The 13390-nt window shown below is 69.1% G+C and carries 8 protein-coding genes; 5 read left to right on the forward strand and 3 right to left on the reverse strand.

Translation table 11 applies throughout. The annotated features are described in order from the left end of the window. Positions 1-358 precede the first annotated feature (358 nt). Complete coding sequence (locus HLK59_RS42800; RefSeq protein ID WP_171147073.1) at positions 359-754, forward strand: nuclear transport factor 2 family protein; 396 nt, start codon at positions 359-361, stop codon at positions 752-754. Between the two features lie 199 nt (positions 755-953). Here the strand turns inward: HLK59_RS42800 and rpsT are convergent, their stop codons facing one another. Beyond that, positions 954-1220 (reverse strand): 30S ribosomal protein S20, encoded by a 267-nt coding sequence (rpsT, locus tag HLK59_RS42805; protein ID WP_093909403.1) that lies wholly within the window; start codon positions 1218-1220, stop codon positions 954-956. 222 nt (positions 1221-1442) lie between these two features. Between rpsT and lepA the strand changes: the two genes are divergently transcribed. Both lepA and HLK59_RS42815 read left to right on the forward strand, forming a co-directional pair. Beyond that, positions 1443-3311: a translation elongation factor 4 gene (lepA, locus tag HLK59_RS42810; RefSeq protein ID WP_171147074.1), complete on the forward strand. Its 1869-nt coding sequence runs from the start codon at positions 1443-1445 to the stop codon at positions 3309-3311. Between the two features lie 231 nt (positions 3312-3542). Then, complete coding sequence (locus HLK59_RS42815; protein ID WP_171147075.1) at positions 3543-5417, forward strand: long-chain fatty acid--CoA ligase; 1875 nt, start codon at positions 3543-3545, stop codon at positions 5415-5417. A 195-nt stretch (positions 5418-5612) separates the two neighbouring features. Here HLK59_RS42815 and HLK59_RS42820 read toward each other — a convergent pair whose 3' ends face one another. Both HLK59_RS42820 and HLK59_RS42825 read right to left on the reverse strand, forming a co-directional pair. After that, positions 5613-6167, reverse strand: a complete 555-nt coding sequence (locus HLK59_RS42820) for a response regulator (RefSeq protein ID WP_171147076.1) — start codon at positions 6165-6167, stop codon at positions 5613-5615. A 12-nt stretch (positions 6168-6179) separates the two neighbouring features. Next, a complete protein-coding gene (locus HLK59_RS42825) occupies positions 6180-10337 on the reverse strand; it encodes a HAMP domain-containing protein (RefSeq protein WP_240982970.1) in 4158 nt (1385 codons plus the stop codon). 102 nt (positions 10338-10439) lie between these two features. Between HLK59_RS42825 and HLK59_RS42830 the strand changes: the two genes are divergently transcribed. Both HLK59_RS42830 and hemW read left to right on the forward strand, forming a co-directional pair. Next, positions 10440-12356, forward strand: a complete 1917-nt coding sequence (locus tag HLK59_RS42830; RefSeq protein WP_171147077.1) for an ATP-binding SpoIIE family protein phosphatase — start codon at positions 10440-10442, stop codon at positions 12354-12356. Between the two features lie 28 nt (positions 12357-12384). Next, a partial coding sequence (gene hemW / locus HLK59_RS42835; protein WP_171147078.1) for a radical SAM family heme chaperone HemW occupies positions 12385-13390 on the forward strand: 1006 nt, incomplete at its 3' end.

The following is a 13390-nucleotide window of genomic DNA, read 5'->3' on the forward strand; positions in this document are numbered from 1 at the left end:
GGTGTAGCGGGTCTCGCCTCGGGTCGTCCGTGGCCGGCGTCGGCTGTTTTCGCCCCCGCCGCCCCTACCCGTCCCATCCTCCAGGGGCTCTGCCCCTTCGACCCCGACCCCTGGGGGCTGCGCCCCCAGACCCCCATCGGCCCCGAAAGGGCCTCGTCCTCAAACGCCGGACGGGCTGAAAAACACCGACCGGCGTTCAGGGGCGCGGACGGGCTGAAAAACACCGACCGGCGTTCAGGGGTGCGGCCCCCTGTCGGGTGGGATGAAAGGCCCGTATCCGCGTGACGGCGTGTCCCTCTGGGAGGACAATCGGGGCCATCAGCCGATATCGCCGAGCAACGGGAAGGTGGCGGTTGCCATGGCTGAACATCCGCACGCTGTGCTCGTCCGTAAGGGGTACGAGGCCTTTCAGCGGGGTGACATGGATGCCTTGCGTGGTCTGATGACCGCGGACTGTACGCAGCATGTGCCCGGTAGTCACCCGCTCTCGGGGGACTTCAAGGGGCAGGACGCGATCATCGAGATGTACGGTCGGCTGTTCGAGGAGACCAACGGCACGATGAGTGCCGAGCTGCGCAGTCTCCTGGTCGACGGCCGCGGCCATGTCGTCGCCCTGCACCGCTTCAGCGCGGAACGCAAGGGGAAGCGCCTGGAGGAGAACAGCTGCATCGTCTTCCGGATCGTCGGGGACAAGGCCACCGATCTCGACGAGTGTGTCGAGGACATCGACAGGGTCAACGACTTCTGGTCATGACACCGCACGCCGAAGGCCCCGGCTTCCGCCCTGGGGAAGGGCGGGCTCCGGGGCCTTCGGGCCAAGCTTTCGAGCTCGTACCCGCGTGGCGAACGCAGGCCGCGTACGAGCTCTGGGTGCCGGGTGGGAGCGGATGAGAGAGGGCCCGCTCTGGGTCCTTCCGGCGATCAGGTCAAAAAGATCAGATCGGCAGAGAGTGTCAGCCCTTGAGGGACGCGACCTTCGAAGCAAGCGCCGACTTCTTGTTGGCGGCCTGGTTCTTGTGGATGACGCCCTTGGCGACGGCCTTGTCGAGCTGACGCGCGGCAGCGCGCTGGTACTCGGTGGCCTTCTCGGTGTCACCCGCGGCAGCGGCCTCACGGGCCTTGCGGATGGCGGTCTTCAGGGAGGACTTGACGGCCTTGTTGCGCAGCCGAGCCTTCTCGTTGGTCTTGATCCGCTTGATCTGGGACTTGATGTTCGCCACTGATTGAGCCTTTTCAGGTTCAGGCACGGGACCACACGGGGCCCGGGCCAGGTGATTTCTTGGGGTGTGCCTCGTGCTGAGAGGGCATGAGACACAGCCACCCAGGCTACCAGGGGGTCGGGCGGCGGCCCAAAACGGTCCCCGGTCGCCCGCCGTGGGACCATGGAGCCTACGTATCGATCCGACCCGAGGCACAAGGCGCCTCAAGAGACAGGACCCTGCGTGCCCGCGACCCCTAACAATGTGCCCGAGCCGAGCCGTACCGACCCGGCTCTGATCCGCAATTTCTGCATCATCGCGCACATCGACCACGGCAAGTCCACGCTCGCCGACCGCATGCTCCAGCTGACCGGAGTGGTCGATCAGCGGCAGATGCGTGCTCAGTACCTCGACCGCATGGACATCGAGCGTGAGCGTGGCATCACGATCAAGTCCCAGGCGGTCCGACTGCCCTGGGCCCCGACCGAGGACCCGGGCAGGACCCACATCCTCAACATGATCGACACCCCGGGGCACGTGGACTTCACCTACGAGGTGTCCCGGTCGCTGGCCGCCTGTGAGGGCACCGTCCTCCTGGTCGACGCCGCCCAGGGCATCGAGGCCCAGACTCTCGCCAACCTGTACCTGGCGATGGAGAACGACCTCAAGATCATCCCCGTACTGAACAAGATCGACCTGCCGGCCGCGCAGCCGGAGAAGTTCTCCGAGGAGCTCGCCAACCTCATCGGCTGCGACCCCGACGACGTGCTCAAGGTCTCCGCCAAGACGGGCCTGGGCGTCGAGGCGCTGCTGGACCGGGTGGTCGCCGACGTCCCCGCGCCGGTCGGCGTCCAGGACGCGCCCGCCCGCGCCATGATCTTCGACTCCGTCTACGACTCCTACCGCGGTGTCGTGACGTACGTCCGTGTCATCGACGGTCAGCTCAACAAGCGCGAGCGGATCCGGATGATGTCCACCGGGGCCACGCACGAGCTGCTGGAGATCGGGGTCTCGGCCCCCGAGATGAAGGCGGCCGACGGGCTCGGGGTCGGTGAGGTGGGTTATCTCATCACCGGCGTGAAGGACGTGCGGCAGTCCAAGGTGGGTGACACCATCACCACCCTCAACAAGGGGGCGACCGAGGCGCTCGGCGGGTACAAGGACCCCAAGCCCATGGTCTTCTCGGGGCTCTATCCGCTGGACGGCTCCGACTACCCCGAGCTGCGCGACGCCCTCGACAAGCTCCAGCTCAACGACGCCGCGCTGGTGTACGAGCCGGAGACCTCGGCGGCGCTGGGGTTCGGGTTCCGTGTCGGTTTCCTCGGACTGCTGCACCTCGACGTGATCCGCGAGCGGCTGGAGCGCGAGTTCGGGCTCGACCTGATCGCCACCGCGCCCAACGTGGTCTACCGCGTGGTCATGGAGGACGGCGCCGAGCACACGGTCACCAACCCGAGCGAGTTCCCCGAGGGGAAGATCGACGACGTGTACGAGCCCGTCGTACGCGCCACGATCCTCGCGCCCTCCGAGTTCATCGGCTCGATCATGGAGCTGTGCCAGACCCGGCGCGGCACCCTGCTCGGTATGGACTACCTCTCCGAGGACCGGGTCGAGATCCGCTACACGCTCCCGCTCGCGGAGATCGTCTTCGACTTCTTCGACCAGCTGAAGTCCAAGACGCGCGGTTACGCCTCCCTGGACTACGAGCCCACCGGCGAGCAGGCCTCCAGCCTGGTCAAGGTCGACATCCTGCTGCACGGCGACAAGGTGGACGCCTTCTCCGCGGTCACCCACAAGGACGCGGCGTACGCCTACGGTGTGCGGCTTGTCGCCAAGCTGCGCGAGCTCATCCCGCGGCAGGCCTTCGAGGTGCCGATCCAGGCCGCCATCGGCTCCCGGGTCATCGCCCGCGAGACCATCCGCGCCATCCGCAAGGACGTCCTCGCCAAGTGCTACGGCGGTGACATCTCCCGTAAGCGCAAGCTCCTGGAGAAGCAGAAGGAGGGCAAGAAGCGGATGAAGATGGTGGGCTCTGTGGAGGTTCCGCAGGAGGCCTTCATCGCCGTGCTGAGCAGCGACGACAACGCGGGTTCCGGCAAGGGCAAGAAGTAACGCCGTTCTCCCGTGAAAATAGGGGCCTGTCGCGTGTGAGCGTGACGGGCCCCTACGCGTGCGTAGCGTCGCGCTCTGTAGAAAGTGACAGGCCGCCGCCCCTTACATAGGCGTCGGTCGCGCTCTACTCTGATCTCCACTCGATAGTTACTCGTGAGTTAAACAACACCCCGTCGAGTCACCAGCCGCACTGAGCCAGCCGCCGCACTGTCGCGGGCCCCGGAGGATGTCGTGAGCGACACACAGACCCTGATCGAGAACCGTCCGCCGAGCGTGGCGACCCTCTTCCTGGAGCGAGTCTCGGCCACACCGGAAGCAGAGGCGTACCGCTACCCCGTGCCCTCGGCCTCCGGTGAGGGCCCCGACGACTGGAAGTCGCTGAGCTGGGGGCAGACCGCCGAGCGGGTCTACGCCATCGCCGCCGGGCTGATCGAGCTCGGGGTGCAGCCCGAGCAGCGGGTCGCCCTGTCCTCCGCGACCAGGATCGAGTGGATCCTCGCGGACCTCGGCATCCTGTGCGCCGGAGCGGCCACCACCACGGTGTATCCGCAGACCAACGCCGACGAGTCCGCGTTCATCGTCTCCGACTCCGACAGCCGGGTGCTGTTCGCGGAGAACGCCGAGCAGCTGGCCAAGGCGCAGGAGAAGCGCGCCGAGCTGCCCGACCTCACCCATGTCGTGGTCATCGACGCCGAGGGCGTGGAGACCGGCGACTGGGTGCTGACCCTCGCCGACCTGGAGGCCCGTGGCGCGGCCCGTCTGGAGAAGGACCCCGACCTCGTCAAGGAGCGGGTCGGCGCGATCACCAAGGACCAGCTCGCCACCCTCATCTACACCTCGGGTACGACGGGCCGCCCCAAGGGTGTCCGGCTCCCGCACGACAACTGGGCCTACATGGCCAAGGCCATCGCCGCGACCGGACTCGTCGGCGCCGAGGACGTGCAGTACCTGTGGCTGCCGCTCGCGCACGTCTTCGGCAAGGTCCTCACCTCGGGCCAGATCGAGGTCGGTCACGTCACCGCCGTCGACGGCCGTGTCGACAAGATCATCGAGAACCTGCCGATCGTGCAGCCGACGTACATGGCGGCCGTTCCGCGCATCTTCGAGAAGGTCTACAACGGCATCGCCAACAAGGCCCGCGCGGGCGGCGGCGCCAAGTACAAGATCTTCCGCTGGGCCGCCGAGGTCGCCCGCGAGTACGCCAAGGTCACCCAGGACAACTTCCGCCGCACCGGCACCGCGAGCGCCCCCTTCGGTCTCGCCGCCAAGCACGCGGTCGCCGACAAGCTGGTGTACGCCAAGATCCGTGAGGCCTTCGGCGGCAATCTGCGCGCCTGTGTCTCCGGCTCCGTGGCGCTCGCCCCCGAGATCGGGTTCTTCTTCTCCGGCGCCGGCATCCACATCCTGGAGGGCTACGGCCTCACCGAGTCGTCGGCCGCCTCCTTCGTGAACCCGGGCGAGGCGTACCGCACCGGCACGGTCGGCAAGCCGCTGCCCGGCACGGAGGTGCGGATCGCGGAGGACGGGGAGATCCTGCTGCGCGGGCCCGGCATCATGGAGGGCTACCACGGGCTGCCGGAGAAGACCGCTGAGGTCCTGGAGGCCGACGGCTGGTTCCACACCGGTGACATCGGCGAGCTGTCGCCCGACGGGTACCTCCGCATCACCGACCGCAAGAAGGACCTCTTCAAGACCTCCGGCGGCAAGTACATCGCCCCCACCGAGGTCGAGGGACAGTTCAAGTCGGTGTGCCCGTACGTCTCCAACATCCTCGTGCACGGCGCCGACCGGAACTTCTGCACCGCCCTCATCGCCCTCGACGAGGTGTCGATCCTCGGCTGGGCGAAGGAGAACGGCCTGGACGGCAAGTCGTACGCCGAGGTCGTGGCCGCGCCGGCCACCGTCGAGATGATCGACGCCCACATCAAGGAACTCAACGAGGGCCTCCAGCGCTGGCAGACCATCAAGAAGTTCCGGCTGCTGCCGCGCGACCTCGACATCGAGCACGGCGAGATCACGCCCAGCCTGAAGCTGAAGCGGCCGGTCGTGGAGCGGGAGTACAAGCACCTCATCGAGGAGATGTACGCGGGGACTCGCGAGGCGTGACCGGATGGCTGGGGATGTCGCGGGCCCTGCTGGGGGTGCGGGGGTCGTCCCCCGCTGTGGTGCAGCCAAGCACCTCGTCGAGGAGATGTACGAGGGGACTCGCGAGGCGTAGCGCGTAAGTAGCGGGTGGCGGGGACTGTGTGGCGGCTGCGGGTGGTTCGTGGCTTGTCGCGCAGTTCCCCGCGCCCCTTCAGGTCAGTTCACGCGGCGCTTTCCCAACAGGTGCCGTAGCTCCACCACCTGAGTGCGTTGAGGGTCCGTCAAATCGTTCTCCAGGGCGGCCAAACCCCTGCCCACTTCCTCGTAGTCCGACTGCTGCTGGGCCAACAGCCGTTCCAGTTGTACGTTCTTGCGGTGTAGGTCCAGGAAGACGGTCACCTTCGCCCGTAGCACCCAAGGGTCGAACGGCTTGGTCAGATAGTCCGCCGCGCCCGTCGCGTAGCCGCGGAAGGCGTAGCCGGAGTCGTCCTCCGCGCCGGTCAGGAAGATGATCGGGACGTCCTTGGTCTGGTCGAGCCGTTTGATGTTCGCGGCGGTCTCGAAGCCGTCCATGCCCGGCATCCGGACATCGAGCAGGACGAGGGCGAACTGCTGCCGCAGCAGTGCCTTCATGGCTTCCTCGCCCGAACGCGCGCGGACGAGCGGCTCGTTGAGGGACCCCAGGACGGCCTCCAGGGCTACCAGGTTGTCCTCCATGTCGTCGACGAGGAGGATGCTGGCGCGCTCTTCGGTCGTTGCCTCAGCGCTCATGGTGACTGTGCCTCATTCGGTCGTCGGCGGGACCGGCACTTCCCCTGCCGTGTCCGCTTCCGCTACGGCGGTTTCCGCGTCGGTCTCGGTGTCGTCCTCCCCCTCGGGGTCCAGGAGCGCGCACACGACGGTCAGCAACTGGTCCACGTCGACCGGTTTGGGTACGTAGTCGTTGGCGCCCCGCGCGATCGACTTCTCCCGGTCGCCCGGCATCGCCTTCGCGGTCAGCGCGACGATGGGCAGGCCCGTCCAGCGCGGGGTGCGGCGGATGGCGGCGATCGTCTCGTAGCCGTCCATCTCCGGCATCATGATGTCCATCAGGACGAGTTCGACGTCCGGGTTGCGCTCCAGCGTCTCGATGCCCTCCCGGCCGTTCTCGGCGTAGAGGACGGGCATGCCGACCCGGCCGAGGACATGGGTGAGCGCGAAGACGTTGCGGATGTCGTCGTCGACGATCAGCACCCGCCGCCCGGGCAACACCTGGCCCGCCCGGCCCGTCTTCCACGCCTCCAGCTTGGTGGGCGTAGGCCAGGAGTCGTCCACGTCGGCGGAGGTGAAGGGCTCGGTCGACAGCTGTTCCGGCACCGGCAGGGCGCGTTCCTCGGGGGTCGGGCCGGTCGCGGTGTGGCCGGGGCTGACGACGGGGACGTACAGCGTGAACGTGGAGCCCTTGCCGGGCTCGCTCTGGGCGACGATACGGCCGCCGAGCAGACCGGCGATCTCGCGGCTGATCGACAGACCGAGGCCGGTGCCGCCGTACTTGCGGTTGGTGGTGCCGTCGGCCTGCTGGAACGCCTCGAAGATCACCGGGAGTTTCTCGGCGGCGATACCGATGCCGGTGTCGGAGACGGAGAACGCGATCACCAGCCCGCTGTCGCGGACGTAGGGGTGCTCGGTGTCCGTGACTCGGGTGACACGCAGCTCGACCCGGCCCGTCGCGGTGAACTTGATGGCGTTGGAGAGCAGATTGCGCAGGATCTGCTGGAGCCGCTGCTCGTCCGAGTACATCTCGCGCGGCACGTCCTCGCCGACCGTCACCTCGAAGGCGAGACCCCGGTCGAGGGTGAGCGGGCGGAAGGTGGCGTGGACGTAGTCGAGCAGCTTGATCAGGGGCAGCTTCTTGGGGCGTACGTCCATCCGGCCCGCCTCGATCTTCGACAGGTCGAGGATGTCGTTGATCAGTTGCAGGAGGTCCGAGCCGGAGCGGTGGATCGTTGTCGCGAACTGGACTTCCTGGTCGGACAGATGGCCGTCCGGGTTGTCCGACAGCAGCCGGGCCAGGATCAGCAGGGAGTTCAGCGGCGTCCGCAGTTCGTGCGACATGTTCGCCAGGAACTCCGATTTGTACTGCGACGAGGTCGCCAGCAGCGCTGCCTTCTCCTCCAGTTCGGCGTTCGAGCGCTGCAACTCCGCCTGCTGCTTCTGGAGTTCGTCGGAGCGTTCCTGGAGCTGGCGGGCCAGGCGCTGGGACTCGCCGAGCAGGGACTCCGTACGGGAGTTGGCGATGATGGTGTTGATCGCGACGGCGATGGTGTTCACGAACTGGTCGAAGAAGGCGAGGTGGACGTCGGAGAAGCGGGAGAAGGACGCCAGCTCGATCACCCCGAGGAGCTTGTCCTCGAAGAGGATCGGGATGATGACCACGCTGGTGGGCGCCGCCTCCCCCAGCCCGCTGTTGATCTTGATGTAGTCCGGCGGGGTCTCCTCGACCAGGATCCGCTTCTTCTCACGGGCGGCCTGCCTGACCAGGCCGTGCACCGGGAGGCCCCCGGTCTCCACGGTCGCGCCCTGCGCCGAGCCGTAGCCGGCGATGAACGCGAGGCCCTTCGCGGGAACGGTCGTGCGCAGAGCGGCACCGTCCTCGTCGGGGTCGGCCAGGAAGAACGCGCCGTACTGGGCGTTCACCAGCGGCGTCAGCTCGCGCAGCAGCAGGTCGGCGACCTCCATCAGATCCCGGTGGCCCTGCATCAGCGCGGCCAGGCGGGCCAGGTTGGACTCCAGCCAGTCCTTGGCGCGGGTGGTCTCGCGGAGGTTGGCCACCATCAGGTTGATGTTGTCCTTGAGCTCGGTGACCTCGCCCTGGGTCTCCACGGTGATCGAGCGGGACATGTCGCCCTGGGCCACCGCGGAGGCGACCTCGGCGATCGCGCGGACCTGGGTGGTCAGGTTCAGGGCGAGCTCGTTCACGTTCGTCGTCAGGCGCTTCCAGGTCCCGTACACGCCCTCGACCCTTGCCTGGCCGCCGAGTTGGCCCTCGGAGCCGACCTCGCGGGCCACGCGGGTGACCTCGGAGGAGAAGGAGGAGAGGGTGTCGACCATCGTGTTGATGGCGGTCTTCAGCTCCAGGATCTCGCCGCGGGCGTCCACGTCGATCTTCTTGGAGAGGTCGCCGTTGGCGACGGCCGTGGTCACCTGGGCGATGTTGCGGACCTGTGAAGTGAGGTTGTCCGCCATGTAGTTGACGTTGTCCGTCAGGTCCCGCCACACACCGGACACACCCAGCACCTGGGCGCGGCCGCCGAGCCGGCCGTCGGTGCCGACCTCGCGGGCGACGCGGGTGACCTCGTCGGCGAAGGCGCGCAGCTGCTCCACCATCGTGTTGACGGTGTCCTTGAGTTCGAGGATCTCGCCGCGCGCGTCCACGGTGATCTTCTTGGAGAGGTTGCCGTTGGCGACAGCGGTGGTCACCTGGGCGATGTTCCGCACCTGTGAAGTCAGGTTCAGGGCCATGAAGTTGACGTTGTCGGTGAGGTCCATCCAGACGCCCGACACACCGCGCACCTGCGCCTGGCCGCCGAGGTTGCCCTCGGTGCCGACCTCGCGGGCGACGCGGGTGACCTCGTCGGCGAAGGCGGAGAGCTGGTCGACCATGGTGTTGATGGTGGACTTCAGCTCCAGGATCTCGCCCTTCGCCTCCACCGTGATCTTCTTGCCGAGGTCGCCCTGGGCCACGGCGGTGGAGACCAGCGCGATGTTCCGCACCTGTGAAGTCAGGTTGTCCGCCATGAAGTTGACATTGTCGGTGAGGTCCTTCCAGACGCCGCTCACACCCCGCACCTGAGCGCGCCCGCCGAGGTTGCCCTCGGTGCCGACCTCGCGGGCGACGCGGGTCACTTCGTCGGCGAAGGCGGAGAGCTGGTCGACCATGGTGTTGATGGTGGACTTCAGCTCCAGGATCTCGCCCTGCGCGTCGACGGTGATCTTCTGACTCAGGTCGCCGTTCGCCACGGCCGTAGTCACCTGGGCGATGTTCCGCACCTGCGAGGTCAGGTTCGACGCCATGAAGTTGACGTTGTCGGTCAGGTCCTTCCACACCCCCGACACGCCCCGCACCTGTGCCCGGCCGCCCAGCTGCCCCTCGGTGCCGACCTCGCGGGCGACGCGGGTCACTTCGTCGGCGAAGGCGGACAACTGGTCCACCATCGTGTTCACGGTCAGCTTCAGTTCGAGCAGTTCACCGGTCGCCTCGACGGTGACCGAGCGGGTCAGGTCGCCGCGCGCCACCGACGTGGTCACCAGGGCGATGTCCCGCACCTGGGCGGTCAGCCGGGCCGCCATGGTGTTGACCGCCTCGGTCACATCCCGCCAACTTCCCGACAGCCCCTGCACCTTGGCCCGACCGCCGAGCCGCCCTTCGGTGCCGACCTCGCGCGCCACCCGGGTCACCTCGCCGGTGAACAACGACAACTGGTCGACCATCTTGTTCACGGCCCGCCCCAGCCGCCGCAGATCGCCGCGTAACTGCCGGTTGCCGTCGTGCAGGTCGACCCGCTGGGTCAGATCACCGCCGGCCACCGCGTCCAGGACCCGGGTCGCGTTCGCCGCCGGGGCCACCAGGGCGTCGAGCAGCTGGTTCACATCGCTGACCCGGGACGCCCAGGCGCCCGCTCCGGGGCTCGGCGAGAGCCGCTCGTCGAGCCGGCCGTGCCGCACCAACTCCCTCTTCACCCGCTGGATCTCGGTGGTGAAGTGGACGTTCCGGTCGACCAGCTGATTGAAGATCGCGGCCAGTTCGGCCGTGACGCCGTGGACGCCGGTCTCCGTCACCTTCGCGAAGTGCCCGTCCCGGGCGGCCGTCATCGCGGCGAGCAGCGGACGCAGATCCGATGCTCGAATATGGTCGTCTTTCTGTCCGTCTTCGAGCACACGCGTAGCACTGTTCTCACTCATGGCGGCCCACTTCGGTAACTCGGCGCTTATGGGCGTGGCCAGTCTGTCACTCTGTCCGCACTGACCGAGGCGTAATCGTCCGAACTGCTCGGGGAGCGGGACATGGGGGCCATTCCGGCGCAACGGGAGACCGATCCCGGTGCTTCTGATGCCCCTGTGCACGTGAGTGTGCTTCCGTACGCCCGGGCGCACGCCACCCTGGTGGGCAGCTCCCTCGCGCCGGGCGCCGCCCGCGCACTCCTGCGTGCCGCCCTCTCCGAATGGACCGAACTCGGCCTGACCGGCACGGAACCGCTCACCGGCCGACTGGCCGACGACGCCGTCGTGGTCGTCAGCGAACTCGTCACCAACGCGGTCGTGCACGCCGGCACCGACGTCGATCTGGAGTGCCGTTTGGAGAACGCGACCGGTGCCCTCGTCGTCGAGGTCAGCGACCAGCACCCCTCGCGGGCCCCGCGCGACAGTGCGGGCGAACAGTCGTACGGGACACCGGAGTACGGGCGCGGACTGCGCCTCGTCGCCGCCCTCGCCGAGTCCTGGGGCATCACCTACCGCAAGGGCACCAAGACCGTGTGGGCGCGGCTGACCGAGGAGGACAGCGCGGCCGTGGGGACGGGCGGGGACGACGGGGCGTGCGCGGGGGTGCACGGGCTGGAGCTCGCCGGGGTCCTCGCCCCCGAACCCCTGCGCGCCGAACGCGACCGGGAGTGGCTCGACCGAGGCGCGCTGTCCTTCCTCGCCGAGGCCTCCGACCTGCTCGCCGGACAGCTCGACGAGAACCTGGTCGCCGCCCTCGCCGGGCAGCTGATCGTGCCCAGGCTCGCCGACTGGTGCGCGGTGTGGCTGGAGGACGAGCACATGGGGCGCGGCGGCGTCTGGGGCGTCGACGGGACCGGCGGCTCGGGCCCCCGGCTCGCCCGCGTCTGGCACGGCCACGAGAGCCGTATCGAGGACCTGCGCCAGGCCCTGGAGAAGGACCCGCCCAGACCCGTGGAACCGCCCCGCTCCGGGCCCGTGCCGTTCCCCTGGCCCGGCGACGCGCTGGGCGCGCACGGGGCGCACGGCACGGCACTGGCGTACCGGCTGATCGCGGGCGGCCGGCCGCTCGGCACGCTCGTCATCGGACGGTCCGGGCTGCTGCGCTTCCCCGACGAGATCACCGGCCTGATCGAGGACCTCGGCCGCCGGGTCGCCCTCGCCGTCGGCGCGGCCCGCCAGTACGCCCGCCAGGCCACCATCAGCGCCGTCCTCCAGCGCGGACTGCTGCCCGGCGCGGTCGCGGAGATCCCCGGGATGCGCAGCGCGCTGGTGTACGAACCGTGCGACAAGGGCGGCCCCAGCGGCGACTTCTACGACCTGTTCCCGGCCGGCGACGGCCGCTGGTGCTTCGCCGTCGGCGACGTCCAGGGCAAGGGCCCCGAGGCCGCCGTGGTGATCGGCCTGGCCCGCCCCTGGCTGCGGCTCCTCGCCCGCGAGGGCTACCGCGTCGCCGACGTCCTGGACCGCCTCAACCAACTGCTCCTCGACGACGCCACGGAGGCCGCCGACGCCGCCGCCCGCGCCCTGATCGCCGCGGGCGGCCAGTCCCTGACCGGCGACGGCCCCCAGACCCGCTTCCTCTCCCTCCTCTACGGCGAGCTGGCCCCCTTCGACGGCGGGGTGCGCTGCACCCTCGCCTCCGCGGGGCATCCGCTGCCGCTGCTCCTCGGCGCGGGCGGCGAGGTCCGCACCGCCGCCCGGCCGCAGACCCTGCTCGGGGTCGTCGAGGACGAGACGTACACCAGCGAGACCTTCGAGCTGCGGCCCGGCGACACCCTGCTCGCCGTCACGGACGGGGTGACGGAGCGACGCTGCGGCCCCCGCCAGTTCGACGACGGCGACGGCCTCGCGACGGCACTCACCGGGTGCGCCGGGCTCACCGCCGCGCTGATCGCGGAGCGCATCCGACGGCAGGTGCACGAGTTCGGCGTACGGCCGCCCGAGGACGATCTCGCGCTGCTGGTCCTCCAGGCCGAGTGACTCCCGCGGGTGCTGGACAATGGAAGGCATGCCTTCCGCACTCCCCGACGGCGAGCCCGTCCCCGACGACGGCACGCTCCCCGCGTCCGCGCTCGCCGGGGCCGAAGCCCGCCCCCTCGGGTTCTACCTGCACGTCCCGTACTGCGCGACCCGCTGCGGCTACTGCGACTTCAACACCTACACGGCGACCGAGCTGCGCGGCACGGGCGGTGTGCTGGCCTCCCGCGACAACTACGCCGACACCCTGATCGACGAGATCCGCCTCGCCCGCAAGGTGCTCGGCGACGACCCGCGCCAGGTCCGCACGGTGTTCGTCGGCGGCGGTACGCCGACCCTGCTGGCCGCGGACGACCTCGTCCGCATGCTGGCGGCGATCCGTGACGAGTTCGGTCTGGCGCCGGACGCGGAGGTGACGACGGAGGCGAACCCCGAGTCGGTGGACCCGGCGTATCTCGCCACCCTGCGCCAGGGCGGCTTCAACCGGATCTCCTTCGGCATGCAGAGCGCGCGCCGGCACGTACTGAAGGTGCTCGACCGCACCCACACCCCGGGCCGCCCGGAGGCGTGTGTGGCGGAGGCCCGGGCGGCGGGCTTCGAGCACGTCAACCTGGACCTCATCTACGGCACCCCGGGGGAGTCCGACGACGACTGGCGGGCGTCCCTGGAAGCGGCGATCGGGGCCGGCCCGGACCACGTCAGCGCGTATGCGCTGATCGTCGAGGAGGGCACGCAGCTGGCCCGTCGCATCCGGCGCGGCGAGGTCCCGATGACCGACGACGACGTCCACGCGGACCGGTATCTCATCGCGGAGGACACGTTCTCGGCCGCGGGGTTCGAGTGGTACGAGGTGTCGAACTGGGCCACCTCGGAGGCGGGCCGCTGCCTCCACAACGAACTGTACTGGCGCGGCGCCGACTGGTGGGGCGCGGGACCCGGCGCGCACTCGCACGTGGGCGGGGTGCGCTGGTGGAACGTGAAGCATCCGGGGGCGTACGCGGGGGCGCTGGCGGCGGGCCGGTCGCCGGGGTGGACGG

The sequence above is a fragment of the Streptomyces sp. S3(2020) genome (genome assembly GCF_013044505.1).
Classification (GTDB): domain Bacteria; phylum Actinomycetota; class Actinomycetes; order Streptomycetales; family Streptomycetaceae; genus Streptomyces.